We start from the raw sequence: 24,340 nt of genomic DNA on the forward strand, positions 1-24,340 counted from the left end.
AGTTCACCTTTACGTGTTGCGGGGTGTGTGCGTTCAGCGGCGCGCGGTGTCGCGGCCGAGGTTCACGACCTGGGCGGCCGGAAGAATCAGGCTGATCACGCGGTTCCAGGTGACCAGCGGCACGTGGTCGACATAGACCACGTCGCGCGGCATCAGCTCGAAGCGGTCGGCCAGCGCGAGCGCCGCCGGGTTCTTCGCGTTCAGGGCGAAGATCTGCTGCACGTCCAGGTTGTCCGGCGCGTTGCGCACCACGTAGATCTGGCCGGGGTCGGACGACAGCAGGTCGGGCCCGCCCGCGTCGCCCAGCGCCTCGTTCAGGCTCAGGCGCCCGCTCATGCGCATCTGCAGCGACGACGGGGACCGCACTTCGCCCATCACGTAGACCCGGCTGTCCTCGCGGGTGCCGACGTTGATCACGTCGCCGTTGCGCAGCGGGATGCTGTTGCCTTCCAGGCCCAGCGACTGCAGCATCGGCAGGTCGACCACGGTGGAAACACCGCCGCGCGTGAGCGTGACGCGGGCCCGGTCGCCGGCCGTGGTGAAGCTGCCCGCGCGGCTGATGGCCTCCGACAGCGTCATCGGCACGTCGGTGAAGATCTGCAGGCCCGGCGTGCGCACCTCGCCCTGCACGTAGGCGCGCTGGCTGCGGAACGACTGGATGCGCACCGTGACCTGCGGGTCCTTGATGAAGGCCTTGATGCGCCCCGCCACCAGCTCCGACGCGCCGGTCTCGGTCAGTCCCTGCACCTTGGTGCGGCCGATGTACGGAAAGCTGATCTCGCCGTTGGCGCCGACGATGAAGCCGGGCGCCACGCTGACGCCGGTGGGGTCGGACTGCTGCGCGATGACCGCGCCGGCGTTCGGCAGCAGCTCCGGATGGTCGTACACGATGATGCCGACCACGTCGCCCGGCCCGATGGTGTAGACCGGCGCCGTGGTGAACAGCCGCTTCACGCTGTCGGGCACGCTGGTGGGCTTGCGCGCCATCTGCGAGCGGATCAGGTCGGGCGTGATCGGGATGATCTTGTTGCCCTCGGCCGAGGCGGTGCTGTCGCCCGTGGAAGGGGTGAAGCCCAGGGGGGTCACGCCGCCGAAGCCCGGCGCGCAGCCGGACAGCGCCATCAGCCCGAGCGACAGCAGCAGGCCCAGGCCCAGGCCCAGCCATCGCAGCCGGTCGTCGTTGTGGGCGTTGGCCTTGGCCTGGCTCCAGGCGGGGAGGGGGCGCGAGCCGCATGACTGCGTCGCTGGATCTGGGCGTTGCATGGTGATCTCCTTGACGGCCGGTTGAGGGTGGGTGACTGGATGGGGGCCGGCGCGCGTCAGGGCGCGGCCCAGGTGGTGGGCATGGCGTGCTCGGCGCTCGCGAGCGGGCGGCTCGGGCTGCGCCGCTCGGCACCGGCAGCGGCAGCGGCCCCGAAGCAGCGCTCGCTCACCCAGTCGCCCACGGACTGGAGGAACAGCTGCTGTCCCCGCTCCGTGCAGACGGTGTGGTCGACCTCGCGCATGAATTCGTACTGCAGCGCCTGGGTGTACGGCTCGCGGGCGAAGTTGCCGAGCTGGTCGCGGCCGCGGTCGTTCACGTGCAGCGAGCCCGAATACAGCATCTGCACCGCCACCTTGCGTTCGACCAGGCGCTTCAGGGTCGCGGCGAACCAGGCCGCGTTTTCCGCGGCCGACCGCGCCGGCGCGAAGTAGCCGGGCATCGGCTTGGTCGAGTGGGCCTTGAGGAAGTGACGCTGCAGCCAGCGCTTGGCCTTGCCCGGAAACGCGGGGTGCGCGGGCGCGGCCAGCGCGCGGCGCACGGTGCGCTCCCAGCGGGAGCGACGTTCCGGAAAGGCGAAGCCGTCGAACAGCGAGACCCCGACCACGCGCGCATCGGCGGCAGCCGCCGTCATGGCCTGCTCGACCCCCGAGCACATGGCCACGATGGTGAACTGCCGTGCGCCCAGCATGCGTTCACCCAGGTCCATGGCCGCCTCCAGGCTGTGCACCGCGCGGGTCTGCACGTCGGGTGCGGTGTCCAGCGCGTCGCTGTCGCCGATGCCGCCCAGGTCGAAGCGCAGGCTGCTCACGCCGCGCGCGGCCAGCATGTGCGCCAGCTTCACGTTGATGCGGCGCGGGCCCACGCGGTGGTTGGCCCCCATGTTGAACATCAGGCAGGCCACGTCGCCGGGCGCCTGGTGGGTGGGCGCTGTGAGCATGCCCACCAGCGCATCGCCGGGGCCGAAGCGCACCGGCGTCTGTGTCATGTCATTCATGGAGAGCTCCCTGCAGACGGTTGAGCGCTTCGGCCGGAACCATCGCGCTGTTGGGGTAGGGGTCGGACGTCCAGTCGAGCTGGTGGCTGAAGTACGCAAGGCGAACCGGCATGTGGCGCGACTGCTGGTCGGCGGCCCACTGCGCGGTGTGTGCGTCGTCGGGCCCGGCCAGCACCAGCGTGTCGTGCAGCGCCGTGAGCGGCAGCGACTCGGGCACCAGCGCCGCCAGCTGCGCCCGCAAGGCAGGCGAGAGCGACGTGCCCAGGGCTTCCTCGGGCAGGACGTCGGGTTCGCTCAGCAGGCTGCGGCGCCAGGCCAGGTCGGGGATGCAGAAGGTGGTGTCGATGGCCGCCACGTGCTCTTCGCGCAGCAGGCGGCCGTAGCGCTTGCCGTCGATCACCGGCTCCCACAGCACCAGCCGCACCGGGTCGCAGCGCCCGCTGCGCGCGGCCAGCACGGCCAGGGTGGCGCCCAGGCGCGCGCCGATCCAGACGATGGCCGCATTCGGCGCGCGACGGCGCAGTTCGTCGTGCGCGGCGCACAGGTCCCGGCGCCAGCCGTCGAGCTCGCCTTCGCTCTCGTCGCCCGGCGAATCGCCCGAACCGTAGAAGTCGAAGCGCAGCGCGGCGATGCCCGAACGCGCGAAGCGCTCGGCCAGCACCTTGAAGAAGCGGTGCGTCCGCAGGCCTTCCTGCCCGAAGGGCGGGCAGACGAGGACCGCGGTGTTCTCGGCGCGGTGGTCCTCCGCGGGGTGGAACACACCGAAGACCTGGCGCGAGGCCGGCCCGAACATCAGTGGCGTGGCGTTGCTCATGCGTGGGCCTCCGCCATGCGGCTCGAGGAACCCGAGGAACCCGATGCGGCCGTGGCGCCCGCGCGGGCCTCGGTCTGGCGCCACTCCGCGAGCGAGCCGACGCAGTCCAGCCGTTCGGGCGCGGGCCCGAGCACCAGCCACAAGATGCGCCCGGCCACCGACAGCTCCACGCTGCGGCAATCCGGCGTCACGCCCACCTCGAAGCTCTGCGGCGACAGCAGCAGGCCCACGCCGATGGCCTTGAGGCACGCTTCCTTGCGCGTCCAGCAGGTCAGGAACGCGCGTTCGCGCTCGTGCGCGGGCAGCGCGGCCAGCGCCTCCTGCTCGCGCCGCGTGAAGTGCTCGGCCGCGAGCGCCGCCGCGTCCGGCACCGGGCGCAGCAACTCGACGTCGGCCCCCAGCGGGCCGCGCCCGCCGATGGCGATCAGCGCCAGGCCCCGGCTGTGGCTCAACGAGAACTGGGTGCGCGTGTGGCCCGACAGCGAGGGCTTGCCGAAGGAGCCGGTCGCCAGGTGCAGCGCCGCGTGGTGCAGGCCCGTGTACTCGGCCAGCGCCTGGCGCAGCGCAATGTGCGCGGCCACGAAACGCTGCCGGTCGGCCGGGAAGCGGAAGCTTGCGGCGCGCGTGCACTCTTCTTCCGACAGCAGCTGCGCGGGCAGCAGGTCGGTGAAGCTGTCCAGGTCGACGTACCGGCAGACCGGCGCGTCGATGGACATTGCGTAGGCGGAGCTGTTCATGATCAGCCCTTGCGCAGCCAGCCGCCGAAGGTGCGGCTGAGCAGGCCGCCGCGCTGCGCGTTGGCCACAGTGCCCGACGTCAGCTCGGCGAGGTCGGACGGCACGCCTTCGGGCGCGCTGCGCGGCGAGGAGGCGATCTGCCCGAGGTTCTCGAACAGGTAGCGGCGCGGCTCCACGCGGTGGCCCAGCGTCTGCGCCGCCTGCTGCACCGCGCGCAGCACCAGCAGCGAGTCGCCGCCGAGGTCGAAGAAGTTGTCGCTGGCGCGGATGTCGTCCACGTCGATCCCGATCACGCCGGCCCAGATCTGGGCGAGCGGCGCGTGCTCGGGGTTCATCAGGCTCTGGCTGGCCTTGCGCTGCGCGCTTTCGGCCGCGGGTGCCTGCAGGCCCTTGTCTGCCTTGTCGGGCTCGACGGCCGCCATCTTGCGCAAGTAGGCCGCGCTGGTCGAGCCTTCGGCGCTCGCGATGTCGGCCAGCGTGGCGTGCGGGTCTTCCACCACGCGGCGCAGCACTTCGAGGTAGCGCTCGCGCAGCTGCGCGCCGGTCTCGCGCAGGTACACGTCGGCGTTGTAGATCAGCGAGCCTTCCAGGCCGAAGGGCTTGTCCATCAGCCACACGCCGATGTCGTCGGTGGCGCCGTGCTGCATCACGTGCACCTGGCGGGTCTGCAGGCTGCCGATGGAGCGGGCGCGCTCGCGGGCGTCCTGGAACGAGAACATCGCCTGGTAGGGGCCCGAGGTCTTGATCTGGCTGGCATAGCCCGGCTCGGCCATCAGGCGCTCGAACGGCACCTGCTGGTTGTTCATCATCGACAGCAGCTCCTGCTTCACGTAGCGCATGAACTCGGGCAGCGGGCGCGCCAGGTCGACGGCGAGCGACACCGGCAGCACGTTGTTGAAGAAGCCCATCACGTCTTCGGTCTCGGCCTGCTGGCGCCCGCGCACCGGGTTGGCGATGACGATGCTGTCGGTGCCGATCACCCGCGCCATGGTCAGCGCGTACACGCCGAAGGTCAGCATGCTGAGCGTGACGTCCATGTCGCGCGCAATCTCGCGCAGGCGCTGCGTGGTCTGCAGGTCGATGGTGATCCAGTGCGCGCCGCCCTGGCCGCTCTTGCCCGCGCGGCGCGGCATGTCGGTGCGGGGCATGCGTGCGGCCCTGGCACCGTCGAGCCGGCGGCGCCAGAACTCGACCTGCGCCTCGCAAGCGGGGCTGTCCATCCACGTCGCGAGCCACTCGGCGTAGTCGCCGTAGGTGGTGGCGAGCGCCGGCAGGTTGTGCGGGCGGCCGCGCTCGGCCGCGTCGTACAGTGCCGACAGCTCGTTCTGCAGCAGGTCGAAAGACCAGCCGTCCCACACCAGGTGGTGCGGCACGAACATGAACACATGCTCGTTGTCGTCCAGCTGGAACAGCGTGGCGTGGGCCATCGGCGCCTTGTGGATGTCGATGGGGCGGTCGGCCAGCTCCTGCATGCGCTCGGCCAGTTCGGCCTCGCGCTGGTCGGCCGGCAGGCCGCGCAGGTCGACCAGCGGCAGGGAGAATTCCACGGACTGCGCAATCAGCTGCAGCGGCTTGCCGGCCTGTGGGTCGGTGCCCATGCGGGTGCGCAGCGACGGCTGGCGCTGGATCATTTCGCGCAGCGCAGCCTCGAAGCGCTGCGCGTCGAGTTGTCCGACCAGGCGCTGCGCCGACGGCGCGTTGTAGACCGAGCGGCCCGGGTGCAGCTCTTCCATGAAGCGGATGCGTTCCTGCGGCAGCGTGAGCGGTGCGCTGCCGCGCCCGGCGGCCAAGCCGATGGGCGCCTCCAGGCCGACGCCCGCGCCTTGCAGGCCCTGGATCACCACCGCCAGCTTCTGCGCCGTGGGGGCCTCGAACAGCGAGCGCAGCGGCAGCGTGACCTGGAACTCGCGGCTCAGCAGCGTGGTGAGGCGCGCGGCCAGCAGCGAGTGGCCGCCCATGGTGAAGAAGTCGTCGTGCATGTCCAGCCCGGGCAGGCTCAGCACCTTCTCCATGGCGGCGAGCACCTTGCGCTCATGGTCGTTGCGCGGGGCCGCGCCGCGGCGCACCTCGTCGCGCGACGCGGCCTGCGGCGGCGGCAGCGCGACCCGGTCCACCTTGCCGTTGGCCAGGCAGGGCAGGGCGGCGAGCGTCACCACGTGCTGCGGCAGCATGAAGGCCGGCAGGTGCTTGCGCAGGTGCACCATCAGCGCGTCGAGGTCGAAGCTGGCGCCCGGCGTGAGCGCCAGGTAGGCCACCAGGCGCACGTCGCCGGGGTTGTCTTCGCGGGCCACGACCACGCTGCGCGAGACGCCCGGCACCTCGGTGCAGCGCACCTCGATCTCGCCGGGCTCGATGCGGTAGCCGCGCACCTTGACCTGGAAGTCGAGCCGCCCGAGGTGGTCGAGCAGCCCGTCGTTGCGCCAGCGGCCGCGGTCGCCGGAGCGGTACATCTTCTTCGCGGTGCCCAGCACGCGCACCGTGACGAAGCGCTCCGCGGTGAGCTCGGGCCGGTCGAGGTAGCCCAGCGACACGCCCTCGCCGGCGATGCAGATTTCTCCCGGCACGCCCACGGGGCAGGGCTGCAGGTTGGCGTCCAGGATCCAGATCTCGGTGTTGTCCACGGGCTGTCCGATCGACACGCCGCGCGACGCGATCTCTTCGGGGCGAACGCGCCAGGCCGTGGAATACACGGTGGTCTCGGTCGGGCCGTAGCCGTTCCACAGGCCTTCCATGCGCTCGCACAGCGCCAGCGCAAGGCTGGGGCGCAGCGCTTCGCCGCCGGTCCAGCCGCGAAAGCCGGGAGCGCCGCGCCACTGGGCGTCCATCAGCAGTTGCCACATGCCGGGGGTGGCTTGCAGCAGCGTGATCTTTTCGTCGTCGAGCATCTTCGACAGGCGGTTGCCGTCCATGGCGACCTCGCGCTGCACCACCACCAGCTCGGCGCCGGCCGCCAGCGGCAGCAGCAGGTCGGGCACGGCCATGTCGAACGACAGGGTGGTCACCGCCGCAATGCGGTCGTCGGGGCTCAGGCCCGATTGCCGCTGCATCCACTGCAGCAGGTGGGCCACGCCCCGGTGATGGGCGATGACGCCCTTGGGCAGGCCGGTGGAGCCGGAGGTGTAGATCACGTACGAGGCGTCGTCGGGCCCCGCGTCGTCGGCGCTCGGTGCCAGGGCCTCGGCGCTGGCTTGGCGCCAGGCGGTGTCGCGGTCGATCTCGAAGATGCGCTCGCCCGCATCGGCACGCCAGTCGCGCGGCGCGGCCGCGATGTCGGAGGTGGTGAGCAGCAGGCCGAGCTTGGCGTCGCTCGCGTAGTAGTCCAGCCGTGCCTGCGGGAATGCGGGATCGAGCGGCACATAGGACGCGCCCGCCTTCAGGATGCCCATCATCGCGACGACCATCTCCATGCTGCGCTCCAGGCACAGGCCCACATGCTGGCCGCGGCGCACGCCACGCGCGCGCAAGGCGTGCGCCAGGCGGTTGGACAGCACGTCGAGTTCGCGGTAGCTGCAGCTTCGCGCGCCGTCTCGCACCGCCGGGTGGTCGGGCTGCAGCAGCACGCGCGCCATGAAGCCGGCGTGCGCCAGCGGTGCGCCTTCCAGCGGCACGCGCGCAGGCTGCAGCGCAACCAGCGCACGCGCGCCTTCGGCGGACAGCACCTCCAGGCGGCCGATGGTCTCGCCCGGGTTGTGGGCGGCCGACTGGAGCACGCACTCGAACATGTCCATCCAGCGCTGCACGCTGACGTCGTCGAACAGGTCGGTGTTGTATTGCGCTTCGATCTGCAGGCCGCCGTCCAGCGGGCGCAGGTTCAGGAAGATCTCGAAGTTCTCGTACTGGCGCGCGATGGTGTCCTGCGTGACCTCGAGGCCCGGGAACGACTGCGCGCTGGCGGCCACGTCGGGGTCGACGTTGAAAGCCACGCTCACCAGCGGCAGCCGGCTCGCGTCGCGCTCCAGCGACAGCTCGCCCAGCAGCGCGCCGTAGGTGAGCGCCTGGTGGTCGAAGGCGTCGAGCACGGCGGTGCTGCATTCCTCCATCAGCGCATCGAAGCGCAGGTCGGCCCCGGCGGCCAGGCGCAGCGGCAGCAGGTTCACGCAGTGGCCGACCAGCCCGGGCATGTCGTGCGCGAGCTGGCCCGAAGCCGGAATGCCGACCACGATGTCGTCCTGCCCCGTGAGGCGGTGCAGCGTGGCCACGAAGCCGCTGAGCAGGCCGGTGAACAGGCTCACGCCGGCCCGGGTGCTGGTGGTGCGCAGGGCGCTGACCAGGCGGCGGTCGAGCAGGCGCTCGGCGCGGCGCGAATTGAAGGTGCGCGTGGCCGGGCGCGGATGGTCCAGCGGAAGCTCCAGCACCGGCAGCGAACTGCCCGAGAAGCGCTCCAGCCAGTAGTCCACGTGCGCCTGCATGGCGGGAAGCGCGGCCTCGGTGCTTTCCTCGGCCGAAAAGTCTGCGAACAGGGGCGCGGCCTTGAGCTTCAGACCGACGCCGGTCTCCTGCGCATACAGGTGGCCCAGCTGCTCGGTGATGACCGCCCAGGACCAGCCGTCGCACACCACGTGGTGCGCCGACATGACGAGTTCATGCTCGGTGTCGCCCAGCTGGAACAGCACGGCGCGAAACAGCGGGCCGTGTTCCAGCGAGAAAGGCGTGCACACCGCCGCTGCGTGGGCCGTGCGCAGGGCGCGTGCGCGGGCTTCGGGCTCGAGCCCGCTCAGGTCTTCCTGGCGCAGCGGTTCCTCTCCGGGCTGGCTGACCAGCATGCAGGTGCCGTCCGGCGAGATGGTGGCGCGCAGCGACTGGTGCCGCTCGACCAGCAGCGTCATGGCGCGCGACATCGCTTCGCGCTCGAGCGGGCCGCGCAGGCGCAGCAGAACCGATTCGTTGTAGGCCATCGAGGCCTCGGTGCTCAGCGTGGCGCCGAGCCACACCTCACGTTGCGATTCCGTGGTCGCAACGATGCATTCGATGGCGTCACCGACAGCGGTGGGTTTGAGAACGGCGTTCATGCGGCGGCCTTTCCGTTGAGGAGGTGGTGACTGGGGGAGGAGGTGTCGGGCACGTACCAGAAGGGCTGGCCGTCGACGTCGCGGCCCAGCACCGAGCCTTCTTCGGCAGGTTTGCGCGGGTCGAAGCCGGTGACCACGGCGGCGCGGCGCGGCAGGAAGCCCGACTCCTGCATCTCGTCCACCGATTCCTTGAAGGCACGCTGGATGAAGACGATGTCCTGTGCGGTGTGCGCGCTCGTGAGGAAGCACGGGAAGTTGTCCAGGATGTGCACGCCGCGGCTGCGCATCATGGCGAACAGCAGGTCCTGCAGCGGGTGGTCTTCGAGCCAGCTCACGCGCCACAGCGACGCGAAATGGCGGATCGCGATGGGGGCGCCCACCTCCTTGCACCAGCCCGAGAGTTCCGCAGCCATGGCGGCGGTGGTGGCGTTAAGGCCGGCCTGCAGCGCGGGACCGGCTTCCTTCAGGTGCGTGAGCGAGGCCTTGGCCGCGGCCAGCGCGAGCGGGTGGCGCACGAAGGTGCCGGCGAAGTAGGTCACGCCCACGCCGGGAATGGAGTCGTCGCCGTACTGCCAGGGGCCGCCGTCGAGCGCGTCCATGAACTCGCGCTTGCCGGCGATCACGCCCACCGGGAAGCCGCCGCCGATGACCTTGCCGTAGGTGGCCAGGTCGGCGCGCACGCCGAACAGCTCCTGCGCGCCGCCCAGGCCCACGCGAAAGCCGGTGATGACCTCGTCGAAGATGAGCGCGCAGCCGTGCTGCTCGGTGATGGCGCGCACCTCGTGCAGGAACTCGCGCGGCTGGAAGTCGGGCCGGCGGCTCTGCACCGGCTCGGCCAGCACGGCGGCCAGGTCGTCGGCGTTCTCGCGAATGAAGGCCAGCGCCTCGGGCGTGCCGTAGTCGAGCACGCGGATGTCGCCGAACATGCCGCTCATCACGCCCGGCGCGGCCGACAGGCCCTTGCCGGCCTTGCCCGCGCGCACCAGCACCTCGTCGAAGGTGCCGTGGTAGGAGCCGGTGAACACCACCACCGTGCTGCGGCCGGTGACCGTGCGCGCGATGCGCAGCGCGGCCATCACGGCCTCCGAGCCGGTGTTGCACAGGCCGGCGCGGTCGCTGCCGGTGAGCTCGCAGATCAGCGCCGTGACCTCCGCCGCCAGCGGGTGCTGCGGGCCGATTTCGTAGCCCGCGTCGAGCTGCTTGCGCACGGCGTCCTGCACGAACTCGGGCTGCCAGCCGAACATGTTCATGCCGAAGCCGTTGAGCGCGTCGACGTACTCGTTGCCGTCGAGGTCCCACATCTTCGAGCCCTTGGAGCGCTCGATGACGATCTGGTAGGTGATCTCCTTGGTCACCGGGCGGAAGCCGTTGACCACGCGCGGGTCGGCCATGTGCGTGCGATTGGCTTCGGTGAACTGCTTGCTCTTTTGCGTGCGCTCCACGTAGCGGCGCATGAAGGCCGCCAGGCGCGCCTTCTGGCGGCCGCTGGGCTCGCTGGTGCGCTGCGTGTGGATGCGGGCGATGGCGCCGAAGGCCTTCTTCACGTCGTAGCGCACGGGTTCCTTGGCCAGCGCGTCGTCGTCGAGGGCAGCCGGGGCGGCGACAGCCACGGGTTCGGGTGTCGACGGCTGGGGCGCGGGTTCGGGCTGCGGCGCCGTCGCAGGCACGGGTTGCGCCGTTCCCGACAGCAGTGCGAGCTGCTGGCGCATCAATTCCATTTGCTGCGAAATCAGTTGATTCAACGGACCGCCAGCCGAAACGCCCGCTTGCATCGGCGTGTAGACCGGCAGGGCCATCGGCTGCTGCACGGCAACGGCCGAGGGCGCGGCAACCGGTGCAGGCGCGGCAGCGACCGCCGCTACGGCTTCAGGCGGCAGGCTGGCGCGCAGGAAGGCGCCGAGCGTGTCGAAGCTGCGGTAGGTTTCCATCAGCTGGCGAAAGCTGAGGTTGACCTTGAAGTGCTTCTTGATCTGCGTGGCGGCCTGGGTCAGCGTGAGCGAATCCAGTCCCAGTTCGCCGAAGGGGGCGTGCCCTTCGGCCTGCGCCATGTCGAGGCCGGAGATGTCTTCGAACAGCGTGCGCAGGCGCGCATCCACGGACGAGGCGGCAGAAGGTTGTGGCGAAGGCGTAGCAGTCACGATCGGCTCCGATGGAATGGTTGGAATGGAAGAAGCAGGAACGGGGGCCGTGGCGGCGGCGGGCGCGCTCGCGGTGAAAGGCGTCCCTGTGGCAGGGACTGCAGCGATGTCGACCCAGAAGCGCTTGCGCTCGAACGGCGTGGTGGGCAGGCGAACGCGTTGTGCGCCGGCGCGTGCGCACAGGCGTGACATCTCGACGTCGGCGCCGCAGGTCCACAGGCGCCCGAGGGCCAGGTGCAGGGTGCGGGCCTCGTCGGCCGGCTCGCCGTGCAGCAACGACACGACGCCGCTGGCGCCGTGCTGGCGCACCAGCGTGCTGAGCATGTTGCGCGGGCCGGCTTCCACGAACAGCGGGTTCGCCAGCTGCGCCATGGCACTGCGCACCGCAGGCGAAAAATGCACCGTGCCGCGCAGGTGCCGCGCCCAATAGGTGGCGCTGGTGGCCTCGGCGCCTTCGAGCAGGCGGCCGGTCATGGTCGAGAAAATCGGCGTGTGCGGCGCATGCAGCGCCACGCCGTTCACCAGCGCCTCGAAGGGCGCGACGGCCGCGTCCATCATGGCGGAGTGGAAGGCGTGCGAGGTCTGCAGCGCGCGGCTGGCAATGCCGTCGGCTTCCAGCGCTGCCTGCAGCGCCGCGATGGCATCGAAGGGGCCGGCGGCCACGCAGGCGGTGGGGCCGTTCTCTGCGGCGAGCGACAGCAGCGGGCCGAGCCGGCCCTGCAACTCGGCCGCGCCCAGGCGCACCGACAGCATGGCGCCGGGCGGCTGGGCCTGCATGAGCGCACCGCGCCGGGCCACGAGTTGCGCGGCGTCTTCGAGGCGCATCACGCCGGCGAGCACCGCCGCGACGAACTCGCCCACGCTGTGGCCGATGAGCGCCTGCGGGCGCGCGCCCAGCGACAGCACGCGCCGGGCCAGCGCATATTCGAGCGCGAAGATGGCGGGCTGCGTGGCGGCGGTGGGCGCCAGCGATTGCGGGTCGCTGGAAAACATGCGCGCGCGCAGGTCGAAGTCGACCGCGCCTTCGAAGGCGTTCATGCAGTCGTCGAAGGCGGCGGCGAACACCGGGTCGGCGGCATGCAGGTGCCGGCCCATGCCGGCGTACTGCGCGCCCTGGCCGGGGAACATCAGCACCAGTTGCGGCGCGCGCGAGGCAGTGCGGCCGCTGGCGCGCCAGGACGAATCGGGCGTGCGCAATGCAGCGACGGCCTGGGCCGTGTCGCTGGCCACGACGACGCGGCGGAATGCGTGCGCCTTGCGGCCGACGGCGAGCGTGTACGCCACGTCGGCCAGCGGCAGGCCGGCCTCGGCTTCGAGGTGCGCGGCGAGCTGTTCGGTGGCCACCGCCAGTGCGGCCTCGGAGCGGGCCGACAGCGACAGCAGTTGGTCGCCGAAGGCCAAAGGGGAGGCTGCGCGCGGCGGTGCTTCTTCCACGATGACGTGGGCGTTGGTGCCACCCACGCCGAACGAGCTGACGCCCGCGCGGCGCGGCAGGTCGGCGCGCGGCCAGGGCTGCAGCTGGTTGCTCACGCGGAAGGGGGTGCTGGCGAAATCGATCACCGGGTTCGGCGCAGTGAAGTGCACGGTCGGTGGCAGCACCTCGTGGTGCAGCGCCAGCGCGGTCTTGATGAGCCCGGCCGCGCCGGCCGCCGTGACCATGTGGCCGACGTTGCTCTTGAGCGAGCCGAGGGTGCAGAAGTCGCGCGCGTCGGTGTGCTCGGCGTAGGCCACGGCCAGGGCCTCGACCTCGATGGGGTCGCCCATCGGCGTGGCGGTGCCGTGCGCCTCCACGTAGGAGATGCTGCGCGCGTCGATGTCGGCCGCGGCCAGCGCGGCGCGGATCACCGCGGCCTGTCCGTCGACGCTGGGCGCCGTGAAGCTGGCCTTGGCGCCGCCGTCGTTGTTCACCGCGGCGCTGCGCAGCACGGCGTAGATGGTGTCGCCGTCGGCCTGCGCGTCGGCCAGGCGCTTGAGCAGCACCACCGCCGCGCCGTCGCTGAACACGGTGCCCTGGGCCTGCGCGTCGAAGCTGCGCGTGTGGCCGTCGGGCGAGAGCATCGAGCCCTCGTTGTAGAGGTAGCCGCTTCGCGGCGGGCAGGTGACCGAAGCGCCGCCGGCCAGCGCCATGTAGCACTGGCCCGTGCGCAGCGCATGGAAGGCCTGGGCCACGGCCACCAGCGAGGTCGAGCAGGCGGTGTGCACGCTGACGGCCGGGCCGGTCAGGTTGAGCCGGTTGGCCACGCGCGTGGTGATGTAGTCCTTCTCGTTGGCCAGCATCACCTGGAACTCGCCCACCGGCTCCACCAGGTCGGGCCGGGTGCTCACGTGGCGCTGGAAGTAGGTGGCGTTGTACATGCCGGCGTACACACCGACCGGACCGGGTGCCGCGTCGGGCACGTAGCCGGCGCGCTCGATGCATTCCCAGCAGATCTCCAGGAACACGCGCTGCTGTGGGTCCATCAGCTGCGCTTCCTTGGGGCCGATGCCGAAGAAGGCGGCGTCGAAGTCTTCGATGCCGTCGATCACGCCGCGTGCGCGCACATAGGTGGCGTCGCTGCGCAGCGCCTGGCTCACGCCCGCGTCGAGCGTGGCGTCGTCGAAGAAGCTGATGGTGTCGCGCCCGGCCACCAGGTTGGCCCAGAACTGCTCCACGTCGGCCGCGCCGGGAAAGCGCCCGGCGGTGCCGATCAGCGCCACGGCGTCGTCGAGGCCGGTGCCCGGGCGCGTCGCCGCTGCCGAAGAAGGGGCCGCTGCGGTCGGTTGTGCTTGGAACCCCGCCGCAGCGGCCGTGGCGGGCTTGTCGTCCGCCGGCTGCATCCGCGCACCCATTGCTTTTGGCGTGGGATTGCGGAAGAAAAGATTGGTCGACAGCGCCATGCCGGTGCCGCGCTGCAAGTCGGCCAGCACCTGCAGCACCAGCAGCGAATCGCCGCCGAGGTCGAAGAAGTTGTCGTTGCGCCCGACCTTGCCGATGCGCAGCGCGCGGGCGAAGGCGTCGCACACCTGCTGTTCGACGGCGTCGTGCGCCTCCTCGAAAGGCTGGGCGAGGTCGGGCCGCTCGGCGGCCGGTTCGGGCAGGGCCTTGCGGTCGAGCTTGCCGTTGGGTGTGACGGGCAGTTGCGCGAGCCACACCTGGGCGCTGGGCACCAGGGCAGCCGGCAGCCGGGCGGCAAGGTGCGTGCGCAGGGCGTCCCACGACACCTTCTGCCCGCGTGCCACGAGGTAGGCCACCAGGCGCAGCTCGCCGCTGCCGTCGGGCCGCGCGACAACGGCGCACGACTGGACGGCGGGGTGGGCCAGGATGGCCGCCTCGACCTCGCCGGTCTCGATGCGGTGGCCGTGGATCTTGACCTGGCCGTCGCGCCGGCCGATGAACTCGAGGGTGCCGTCGCCCAGCCAGCGTGCGAGGTCGCCGGTGCGGTAGAGGCGCTCGCCCGGCCCGCCGAACGGATCGAGCACGAAGCGCTCGGCGCTGAGTTCGGGCTGGCGCAGGTAGCCGCGCGCCAGGCCGTGGCCGCCGATGCAGAGCTCGCCGACGAAGCCGGTGGGCAGCAAGGCCATCGACGGGCTGAGCACGCGCAGCACGGTGTCCTTGATGGGCCGCCCGAGCGGCACCGAGCGCAGGCCGTCGGGCAGCGGGGAAGGGATGCGGTGCGTGGCCGCGAAGGTGGTGCACTCGGTGGGCCCGTAGCCGTTGCTGAGCGCGAGTGCCGGCAGCGCGGCCTGTGCGCGGCGCACGTGCGGCACCGAGAGCGCTTCGCCGCCGGTGAACAGGTGGCGCAGGCCCGCGAGGTGGGCCGGGTCGTCGTCGACCACGGCATTGAAGAGCGCCGCCGTGAGCCAGGCGGTGTGCACGTCGTGGCGCGCGACGGCGCGCGCCAGGCCGGCGCCGGTGGGCACGCGCTCCTCGTGGATCACGCAGCAGCCGCCGTTCAGCAGCGGGCCCCAGATCTCGAGCGTGGCGGCGTCGAAGCCCAGCGGCGCGGCGTGCAGCACGGCGCGCCCCGGGGCGAGCACGACGTAGTCCACGCCGACCACCAGCCGCAGGATGGCGCGGTGGCAGATCTCGATGCCCTTGGGCGTGCCCGTGGAGCCCGAGGTGTACATGACGTAGGCCACCGATTCGGCGTCGATGGCCGGGAAATTCCAGGAACTGCGTTCTGCCTTGTTGGCGTATTCGTCGAGCAGCAGAACAGCGTGTTCGCCGCGCTCCGTGGGCACGAGGTGGTGGTGCGCCTGCGTCGTCATCACATGGTGTGCACGCGCCTCGCCCAGCATGTAGGCGATGCGTTCGGCCGGAAAGTCGGTCGGCACCGGCACATAGGCCGCGCCCGCTTTCAGGATGCCAAGCAGCGCGACGATGGCGGCCATCGAGCGGTCGAGCAGCAGGCCCACGGCGTCGCCGCCGCGCACGCCCAGGCGCTGCAGGCGGTGGGCGAGCTCGTCGGAGCGGGTGTCCAGTTCGGCGTAGCTCATCCGCATGTCGCCTTCCGCAAGGGCGACGGCATGCGGCGCGGCCTTGGCCTGCAGGCTGAACATGCCGGTGACGGTGAGCGAGCGGTCCAGCGGCGAGACGGCGGTGTTCCACGCGGCCAGCTGGTCGGCGCTGTCGGCGCCCGCAAGGGTGCGGATGTCGCCCAGGGCGGCGCCGGGGCGCGCCTGCAGGTCGGCGGCGGTGTCGGCCAGGGCGGCGAGCAGGGGGGCGAGTGCGTCGGCGTCCATCAGGCTGGCTGCGGCATCGGCGTGAAGGCAGGCCTGCGCGGCGTCGAAGCGCAGGCGCAGCACGGCGTCGGCGCTCGTGGCGCTCATATATGCAGCGCCCATGTCCTGGCGCAGCCAGAGCGCGTGGGGCTGGTCCGCGGCTGGCGCCGATCCATGCGCGGCGCGCCTCGCCTGGTCCAGTTCGCTCAGCCAGTCGCCTGCTGCGCGCGTGGCGTCGTAGGCAACGGTGATGGACCCCCGGTGCGCGCTGCCAGCCTCGTGCAGCACGGGCCAGAGGCTTCCGAGCCAGCGCGACTGCAGCAGCAGCCAGGCGCCGGCGAACAGGGTGTCGGGCAGCAGGCCGGCGGTCGGTGAGTGGTTCAGCGAGAGCGAGCCGGCGTGGCGCGCGTGCGGGGCATCCGGTGTCCCTGAATTGACGCGCGGCACGAAGAGCTCGCCCAGAAGCAGATCTGGTGCGGTGCGGTGCGCCGTCGAAACAGTTTGAATTTCCATGTAATCACCGGATAAGAAATACGATGGAATTAATCGGATGCGCGAAAATGTCGCCCATTCAATTGGCCCTGAGAAATTGATCTACCTCTTTTTCTTGACGCAATCCTAGGAGCTTTGGTTCAGGCAAAGTGTGGTCTTTAGGTCTACGTTACATTCAGACAAAGTTATTTCTAAAACGTACTACCCGAACTGTCACGTACAAGGTAACTGATGCGAGTTTCAGCCAAAGAGAGCAGTCACTCCGGTTGCTTCAAGGTGCTGAAAGGGCCGTCCGAGGCGGGGTACTCATGGGGAGATACACAGGGCAGAAGCGAGCAAACCAGGCTTACCCAATGGTTTGCATACATAACGAGGTTGGTGCGTGCGTTTCACTGGGAGTCATGCGTAAAACGCACGAGCGTGGTGCCCGCAAAATGAAACATCGCCCATGAACAGGGCAGTTATCAAATTGAGAATTCTGTAACTGGATAAAAAACCGCTTTACAAGACAGGAAAACGGCAAAGACTTCGGGCAGGGCGGCGTTTTTAAGAATTCAATCCAATAGAGGATAAAAATGCTCGACGACATCCTATTACCCGACGTAGTTCTTCAGCGCTCTAATCTCTACTTTGAATCGGATATAGCGAACAAGTCCGAAGCGCTGATGGCCAATGCCACTTATTTCGGCAATTTGGGGTGGGCGCAGGAGTACCTGGACTTCTGCCATCGGGACGCGCATTTCAGGAGCCGCTGGCTCGCCGCCGGCGGCGACTGGACCGGCAAGACGGTGATCGACCTGGGATGCGGACCGGGCAACATCTTTGCCACGCTGGGCGGCAAGCCCGAATTGCTGATCGGCGTGGACGTGGCCGCGGGTTCGCTGGAGCTGGCCTCGCGCCTGGGCTATACGGCGGTGCTGGCCGATGCGGCGCACACGCCGTTTCGCGCCGGCGTGGCGGACATCGTGGCCATCAATGCCTCGCTGCATCATTGCGACGACATGGACGCGGTGCTGCGGGAGGGCGCGCGGCTGGTCAAGCCCGGCGGGCTGTTGATCACCGACCACGACCCGCAGCTGACCGCTTGGGACTACAAGGGGCTGGCCAAGTTCATGTGGGACGCGCGGCTGTGGATCTACCGCATGACGCGCCACGGTTTTCACAAGACCGGCAACCAGCAGTCATGGGGACTGAAGACCGAAGTGCATCACCGACCGGGCGACGGCGTGACCCGGGAATTCTTCAAGTCGACGCTGGAGCCGCTGGGCTTCCAGGTCAGCGTGCATCCGCACAACCACCAGATCGGTGCCGATGCGCTCAGGGGCCAGGTCGGCCCCGCGCACTGGAAATACCGCGTGGGCAATGCGCTGTCGGGCCGCGATCCGGGCGCGTCGGCCAGCGCGCTGTCGCTGATGTGCATCGCGCGCAAGGGGGCCGCGGACAAGGCGGCCCACGCCCCGGCCGTGGGGTGACGGACTGACGGCCTGCGACTGCTGGTAGCCTCCCCGGATTCTTCGAACGCGCCCCGCAAGACGGGACGCGCCATCCAGGTCATCCAGCAAGGACTTCAGCAGTGGTTGTGACAGCAGGGACGAGCCATACAGACACGGGCACAGGTACAGGCAGCGGTGGGGCGCACAAGACACACGGGACGGGCCGGCACTGGCGAGCGGGCATCGCGCTCGCCGCCGCATTGATGCTGGCGGCTTGCTCCACGTCGCCGAAGATGCCGGTGGCGGGCCCCGGCGAGTACGTGGTGCAACCGGGCGACACGCTGTACCGCATCGCGTCGAAAACCGGTCGCTCGGCCGGCGACATCGCGCGCTGGAGCAACCTGCAGGACCCCGACAAGCTCGAGGCAGGGCAGGTGCTGCGCGTGGTTCCGCCCGGGGGCGCGCCAGCGGGCGTGTCGTCCGATGCACCGCCACCTGCAAAAGGCGCCGGCAGCGAACGCGCAAGGCCGCCCCGGACGCGGGAAGCCAGGGAGCCCGAACCCGCCGCGCCGCCCGCATCCCGCCGCGCCGACTGGGGCTGGCCCGCGCCGGGCCAGGTGACCGCGGGCTTCAACGGCTCGAGCAACAAAGGCATCGACATCGCAGCCGACCCGGGCGATGCGGTGGTGTCGATCGGCGCGGGCAAGGTCGCGGTGACGGAAATGCTGCGCGGCTACGGCAGCGTGGTCATGGTCGACCACGGCGGCTCGTACATGTCGGTCTATACCAACCTGCGCACGGTGATGGTCAAGCAGGGGCAGCGCGTGGAGCGGGGCCAGAAGATCGCGGACATCGGCGGCGCCGGCAGCGACGGCGGCAAGAGCAAGCTGCATTTCGAGATCCGCTACCGCGGCAACGCGGTCGATCCGCGGCAGTACCTGACGGCACGCTGAACGTCGCGGCCCCGGCGCATCTGACGAAAGATATCCCCCGAATTGGTGATATCGCAAGGGCCGCGAAATGCGCAGACTCTCGCCCTCGATCTGTCAGAAGGGGGCTATATGGAACTCACGCACTGGATGTTTGTCATTGGCGGCGTCGGCTTGGCGTTGACGACGCAATGGTTCCTGCTGGCGCCCTTCAGCCGCAGCTGGCAGCCGATGAGGGACCAGATCGCCGAGCAGGTCACGCAATCGGCCGCGCTGGTGGAAGAGTGCGCGTCGGGGGCCGCACCCCGGAGCTGACAGGCCGGCGCACCGCCATGCTGGCGGGCGCCGCGGGTGACGGTCTCGGGCCCTCTAAGATGCTCGCTGTTTCGAGAAGACGCGAGAGGCAAAGGGAGGGCCACGCATGATTTCTTTGCTCCATACCGCGGACTGGCAGATCGGCCGCGTGTTCTCGCAGTTCGAGCCCGACGACGCCGCGGCGCTGTTCGAGGCGCGCTTCAAGGTGGTCGAGCGGCTGGCCGGCATCGCGGCCGAACGCAAGGTCGACGCCGTGCTGGTCGCGGGCGACGTGTTCGACCTGCAGACCGTGTCCGACAAGACCATCCGGCGGATGTTCAATGCCATGCAGGGCTTCAGCGGGCCGTGGCTGCTGATTCCGGGCAACCACGACTCGGCGCTCAGCGAATCGGTCTGGCGCCGTGCGCAGCGCCTGGGCGCGATACCGCCGAACGTCGTGTGCTGCCTCGAGCCGAAGCCGCACACCGTGGCCGGCAAGTTCGTGCTGTTGCCCGCGCCGCTCACGCAGCGCCACACCTATGGCGACCTCACCGACTGGTTTGCCGCGGCGCCCAGCGACGGCGGGTTGCCCCGCATCGGGCTGGCGCACGGTTGCGTGCAGGGCATCCTGTCCGAGGACATCGATTCGGCCAACCCGATTGCCGCGGGGCGGGCAGGGGAGGCCGGTCTGGACTACCTCGCGCTGGGCGACTGGCACGGCACGCGGCAGATCGACGAGCGCACCTGGTACGCGGGCACGCCCGAGACCGACCGCTTCCGGGCCAACGATTCGGGGCAGGCGCTGCGGGTGTCGATTGCGGGCGTCGGGGCGGTGCCGGAGGTCGAAACCATCCGCACAGGCCAGTTCGGCTGGCAGCAGCTGGAGCCGCGGCTCACGGTGGCGTCCGACGTCGACGCGCTGGTTGAAAAGCTGGCTTCGGTCGACAGCGGCGACGTGCTTCAACTGCGTGCGCAGGGCACCTGCGACCTGGGCGGACATGCCAGGCTGAGCGCCGCGCTCGATGCGGCGCGCGCCCGCGCCCGCGCATTGGTGTGGGACGGCGAGGCCCTGCGGCTGGAGCCGACGGAAGAAGACATCCAGGCACTGCACGCCGACGGGTTCGTCGGTGAAGCGCTGCTGGAACTGCGCGCGCAACAAGGCGACGCCGAAGCTGAACTGGCCCGCGATGCCTTGCTCACGCTGGCCCGCATCCTCGACGCGCAAGGTGCGCGCACGGGGGCCGCCGCATGAAGCTGCAACGCCTTCGCATCGAGAACTTCAAGCTGTTTCGCGCACCGCTGGAAATCGACGGCTTCACGGACGGGCTCAATCTGTTCACGGCGCCCAACGAGTCGGGCAAATCGACCATCGCCGAGGCGATACGCGCCGCGTTCTTCGAGCGCCATCGGTCCAGCGCGGTCGAGCACCTGAGGCCCTGGGGCGAAAGCTCGGCGACGCCCACGGTGGAACTCGACTTCGAGCTCGACGGCAAGCCCTGCAGGCTCACCAAGGCCTTCCTCGGCAAGAAGCGCTGCGAACTCGTCATCGACGGCAAGGCGATGGACGGCGCCGTGGCGGAAGACCACCTGGCGGCGCTGCTGGGCTTTCGTTTTCCGGGCAAGGGCGCCAGCACGCCGGAGCACATGGGCATTCCGGGGCTGCTGTGGATCAGGCAGGGCACCTCGCACGACATTGCGAACGCCGTCGGCTTTGCCAGCGACCACCTGCGCAACGCGCTCGGCGAATCGCTGGGCGAGCTGGCCTCCAGCCACGGCGATGCCGTGCTGAAAGCCGTGGAGACCGAGCGAAACGAGCTGCTCACGCCCGCCGGCGGCGCGCCGCGCGGCGCGTTCGCGGACGCGCTCAAACTGCGCGCAGAGCTCGAGGCCGAGCTGGCCCGGCTGCATGCCGACATCGAGGCCTATCGCGCGGGTGTCGATCGGCTGTCGGGCCTGCGCCGGGAGCATCAGCGCGACGACGCGGCGCGGCCGTGGGTGGCGCTGCGCGAGCAGCTCGCCGTGGCACAGCAGCGGCTGAACGACGGCAAGGGCCTGGCCGAGCGCAAGGCGGCGCAGGACGCGGCGCTCAAGCCGATCGTGGCGCAGGTGGGCTCGTGGCGCACGCAGCTGCAGGCGATGGAGCGCGAGGAAGCCACCGTCGGCCAGCGCGAAAAGAACCTGCAGGCGGTGAAGGAAGGCCTGGAGAAGGCACTGGGCGAGCTGAAGGCCTGGGAGCCGCGCCATGCGGCCGCGGCGCAGGCGGATGCGGGCGCGCGCCACACCTTGCGGCTGGCGCGGCAGGCCGCGTCGCGCATCGCGCAGCAAAAGACGGCCGACAGCCTGGCCGAGCAGCTTGCTGCGCTGGCGCACAGCCTCGACAAGGCCAAGGGCGAACAGGAGAAAGTCACCCGCCTGCAGGCCGACGCACACGCGCTGGCCGTGCCCGACGGCGAGCTGAAGCGCCTGCACCGCAGCGCGGACCTGCTGCGCACGGCCCAGGCCCGGCTCGATGCGGTGTCGACCGCGCTGGCGTTCGATCTGCAGCCCGGCGCCCGGGTTCGGGTGGGCGGCGTCGACGTGGCGGGTTCGGCGCGCCAGACCGTCATTGCGCGGACCGAGATCGACATCGAAGGCGTCGGGCGCATCACGGTGCTGCCGGGCGGCACCGACCTGGACAGCCTGGGCGTCGAGCGCGACCGGGCCCGCGACGAACTGGCCACGCAGTTGCAAGCCCTGCGCGCGGACAGCGTGGCCGCCGCCGAGGAACGCGTGCGGCTGCACGCCTTGCGAAAGGGCGAAGCCAATGCAGCGGAGGCCGTGCTGTCGGCGCTGGCGCCCAAGGGCCTGGGCGCACTGGCCGCCGATGTCGCGTTGCGCGAAGCCCGGCTGGCCGAGGCAAAGGAGGTGCTGCAGGCGATGCCCGCCGCACCCGACACGCCGGTGCCGTCGGCCGGGCAGGCCGAGTCGGAGGAGGGCGCTGCCCGCACGGCGCTGGAGGCGGCCTCCTCGGCGCTCAACGAGGCCAAGGTGCAGGCTGGCCATGCGCGCGAACAGGTCAAGGCCGCCGAAGACGAGCTGGCGGCAGTCAGAACGACGCTGGCCGACCCGATGCGTGCCGGCCGCAAGCGCGAAGCCGGCGAGGCCTTGACCGATGCGCTCGCGCAGCAATCTGCCATCGAGCAGAAGGCCAGCGAACTCGCGCTGCAGTTGCAGACGGTCAACCTGCCGGTGCTTGCGCAGGACGTGGAACGGCTGGAGCGCAGCGTCAAGCAGGCCGAAGCGGCGCACGGCACCCGGGCCAACGAGATCACGCGGCTCGAGGTCGAACTGGAAACGAAAGGCGCGCTGGGCCAGGAAGAGATCGCGTCGGAAAAGCAGCGCGAACTCGAGCACGCCACGCGGCGCTGCACCGAACTCGAGCGCCACGCCAAGGCGCTGGACCACCTGCTGAAGCTGTTGCGCGAGAAGCGATCGGCGCTGGCGCGTCGGCTGCGGGCACCCTTGCAGAAGCACCTTGACCACTACCTGCAGATTCTGTTTCCCGGTGCGCAGGTCGAAGTCGGCGATGACCTGTCACCGGGCCGCATCACGCGGCATGGCGTGCGTGGCGTGCAAAGCGGCGCTTTCGAAGAGCTCAGCGTCGGTGCGCGGGAACAGATGGGCGTCGTGGCGCGCCTTGCTTATTCGGACTTGCTGAAGGAGGCGCACAAGCCGACCTTGCTCATCCTGGACGACGCGCTGGTGCACACCGACGAAGAGCGCCTGGGACAGATGAAGCGCGTGCTGTACGACGCGGCAACGCGGCACCAGATCCTGATCCTGAGCTGTCATCCGGAGGCCTGGCGCGACCTGGGGGTGGTGGCGAGGAGCATTCCGTAGGGATTCACAGCCTTCCAGGGGGAAGGCTGGTCGGCTTATCTGGCCAACTTCATCCATCTATTATTTAACATAATGCACATTGTGTGAATTAAACAAAGGCCCTTGAAGGCACCCCGAACTCACCATTTCCCATCCTTCGGCACCGCCTTGGGTGTATTCGCCCTTGCCGCGGCAGCCGCCGTGATCAACGACGCGGCTTCCGCGCGGCCCGCCTTGTTCGCGAAATCGACCGCCGTCATGCCGAGCTGGTTCTTCATCGTGGTGTCCGCTCCTTCGGCCAGCAGCAGCTTCACGGCTTCGCCCGATCCGTACATCGCCGCCATCATCAGCGGCGTGGAGCCGTTGGGCGATTGCGCGTCGATGAAGGCGTAGTTGTCGAGCAGCACCTTCATGATGGTCAGTTGACCGCTGGTGGCCGCGTAGTGCAGCGGCGTCCAGCCGGTCTTGTTGACGGCCGCGTCGCGCTTGAGCAACTGCGTGACAAGGTCCTGCTGGCCTTTGATCGCAGCCAGCATCAGCGGCGTTTCGCCCTTGGCGTTGGCCAGGTCCACATTCGTCTGCGGCGACTCGACCAGCACCTGGATGACCTTGGGCGAAGGCTCGCGCAGCGCAATCATCAGGCCGGTCTGGCCATGCTCGTCGAGTGTGTTCGGGTCGAAACCGCGCTGCAGCAGGGTGCGCACCCCGCTGCCGTTGTCGCCGCGCACGGCCCGGAAGAAGTCCTCGAACGAACCTGCGTGTGCTACAAAAGATGCAGCAACGACAAGGAGATATATCGAATTCTTAAAGTAATTTTTCATGATTTGACGTCCCTGAACAATGTTTCGAAGTTGTCGCTCGTGGCCTTCGCAACGGCTTCCACGGGCATGTTTCTGAGTTCGGCGATCTGTTGCGCCACAAAAGGCACATACGACGGATTGTTGGTCTTGCCGCGGTACGGCACGGGCGCCAGGTAGGGGCTGTCGGTTTCGATCAGCATGCGATCGAGCGGCACGAAAGCGGCCACGTCGCGCAGATCCTGGGCCTTCTTGAAGGTCAGGATGCCGGAAAACGAAATGTAGAAACCCAGGTCGAGGGCGGCACGCGCCACCTCGGCGGTTTCGGTGAAGCAATGGAAAACACCGCCCGCCGCGCCGGAAGAGGCGTCCTCGCCCTCCTCTTTCAAAATCGCCAGCGTGTCCGCCGAGGCTTCGCGCGTGTGGATGATCAGCGGCTTGCGCGTTTGCTGCGCGGCGCGAATGTGCACGCGGAAGCGGTCGCGCTGCCATTCCATGTCGGAAATGCTGCGACCGCCCTTGCGTTCTTCCATCTGGTAGTAGTCGAGGCCGGTTTCGCCGATGGCCACCACGCGGGGCCGGGCCGCGAGCCGCACCAGGTCTTCGACGCTGGGCTCGGCGATGTCCTCGTTGTCGGGGTGCACGCCCACGCTGGCCCAGAAGTTGTCGTAGCTGGCGGCCAGCGCCTGCACGTCGTCGAACTCCTCGAGCTTGGTGCAGATGCAGAGCGCCCGGTCGACCTGCGCGGCGGCCATGGCGGCGCGGATCTGCGGCATCTGGTCCGCGAACTCGGGAAAGGTGAGGTGGCAGTGGGAGTCTGTGAACATCGGAAATGGCGAGCTTCGACGCTCGCTCCTGTGGGAGATGGCGCCGCCTGCGG

Annotated in this window: 13 protein-coding genes; 5 read left to right on the plus strand and 8 right to left on the minus strand. The window is 69.7% G+C overall.

The features are described from left to right. Positions 1-33: 33 nt before the first annotated feature. The 6 genes from ACSFA5_RS30215 to ACSFA5_RS30240 are packed head-to-tail and all read right to left on the minus strand — an operon-like array spanning position 34 to position 16,170. Positions 34-1,263 carry a polysaccharide biosynthesis/export family protein gene (locus tag ACSFA5_RS30215; protein ID WP_435447736.1) on the minus strand — a complete coding sequence of 410 codons (1,230 nt, stop codon included), beginning with the start codon at positions 1,261-1,263 and terminating at the stop codon, positions 34-36. Between the two features lie 56 nt (positions 1,264-1,319). Then, positions 1,320-2,258 carry an alpha/beta hydrolase family protein gene (locus ACSFA5_RS30220; protein ID WP_435447737.1) on the minus strand — a complete coding sequence of 313 codons (939 nt, stop codon included), beginning with the start codon at positions 2,256-2,258 and terminating at the stop codon, positions 1,320-1,322. Further along, positions 2,251-3,072, minus strand: coding sequence for a serine aminopeptidase domain-containing protein (locus tag ACSFA5_RS30225; RefSeq protein WP_435447738.1), 822 nt, complete (start codon positions 3,070-3,072; stop codon positions 2,251-2,253). The genes ACSFA5_RS30220 and ACSFA5_RS30225 overlap by 8 nt, the downstream gene beginning before the upstream one ends. Beyond that, positions 3,069-3,809: a 4'-phosphopantetheinyl transferase family protein gene (locus tag ACSFA5_RS30230; RefSeq protein ID WP_435447739.1), complete on the minus strand. Its 741-nt coding sequence runs from the start codon at positions 3,807-3,809 to the stop codon at positions 3,069-3,071. Before ACSFA5_RS30230 ends, ACSFA5_RS30225 begins: the two co-directional genes overlap by 4 nt. Before the next feature lie 2 nt (positions 3,810-3,811). Continuing rightward, positions 3,812-8,818, minus strand: a complete 5,007-nt coding sequence (locus ACSFA5_RS30235) for an amino acid adenylation domain-containing protein (RefSeq protein ID WP_435447740.1) — start codon at positions 8,816-8,818, stop codon at positions 3,812-3,814. Next, positions 8,815-16,170 carry an amino acid adenylation domain-containing protein gene (locus ACSFA5_RS30240; protein WP_435447741.1) on the minus strand — a complete coding sequence of 2,452 codons (7,356 nt, stop codon included), beginning with the start codon at positions 16,168-16,170 and terminating at the stop codon, positions 8,815-8,817. The genes ACSFA5_RS30235 and ACSFA5_RS30240 overlap by 4 nt, the downstream gene beginning before the upstream one ends. A 644-nt stretch (positions 16,171-16,814) precedes the next feature. Between ACSFA5_RS30240 and ACSFA5_RS30245 the strand changes: the two genes are divergently transcribed. The 5 genes from ACSFA5_RS30245 to ACSFA5_RS30265 all read left to right on the plus strand — a co-directional run bounded on the left by ACSFA5_RS30245 (position 16,815) and on the right by ACSFA5_RS30265 (position 22,684). After that, complete coding sequence (locus ACSFA5_RS30245; protein ID WP_435447742.1) at positions 16,815-17,621, plus strand: class I SAM-dependent methyltransferase; 807 nt, start codon at positions 16,815-16,817, stop codon at positions 17,619-17,621. 101 nt (positions 17,622-17,722) lie between these two features. Continuing rightward, positions 17,723-18,535 (plus strand): peptidoglycan DD-metalloendopeptidase family protein, encoded by an 813-nt coding sequence (locus ACSFA5_RS30250; RefSeq protein ID WP_435447743.1) that lies wholly within the window; start codon positions 17,723-17,725, stop codon positions 18,533-18,535. A gap of 108 nt (positions 18,536-18,643) precedes the next feature. Beyond that, positions 18,644-18,826, plus strand: a complete 183-nt coding sequence (locus ACSFA5_RS30255) for a hypothetical protein (protein ID WP_435447744.1) — start codon at positions 18,644-18,646, stop codon at positions 18,824-18,826. Positions 18,827-18,932: 106 nt separating this feature from the next. Continuing rightward, positions 18,933-20,057, plus strand: coding sequence for a metallophosphoesterase family protein (locus ACSFA5_RS30260; RefSeq protein ID WP_435447745.1), 1,125 nt, complete (start codon positions 18,933-18,935; stop codon positions 20,055-20,057). Beyond that, positions 20,054-22,684 (plus strand): AAA family ATPase, encoded by a 2,631-nt coding sequence (locus tag ACSFA5_RS30265; protein WP_435447746.1) that lies wholly within the window; start codon positions 20,054-20,056, stop codon positions 22,682-22,684. The genes ACSFA5_RS30260 and ACSFA5_RS30265 overlap by 4 nt, the downstream gene beginning before the upstream one ends. 119 nt (positions 22,685-22,803) lie before the next feature. Here ACSFA5_RS30265 and ACSFA5_RS30270 read toward each other — a convergent pair whose 3' ends face one another. Together ACSFA5_RS30270 and ACSFA5_RS30275 are read right to left on the minus strand one after the other, a co-directional pair. Next, a complete protein-coding gene (locus ACSFA5_RS30270) occupies positions 22,804-23,484 on the minus strand; it encodes an ankyrin repeat domain-containing protein (RefSeq protein ID WP_435447747.1) in 681 nt (226 codons plus the stop codon). Then, positions 23,481-24,287: a TatD family hydrolase gene (locus tag ACSFA5_RS30275; RefSeq protein WP_435447748.1), complete on the minus strand. Its 807-nt coding sequence runs from the start codon at positions 24,285-24,287 to the stop codon at positions 23,481-23,483. The genes ACSFA5_RS30270 and ACSFA5_RS30275 overlap by 4 nt, the downstream gene beginning before the upstream one ends. Positions 24,288-24,340 lie beyond the last annotated feature (53 nt).

The sequence above is a fragment of the Variovorax monticola genome (assembly GCF_051216855.1).
In the GTDB taxonomy this organism is placed as follows: Bacteria; Pseudomonadota; Gammaproteobacteria; order Burkholderiales; family Burkholderiaceae_C; genus Variovorax.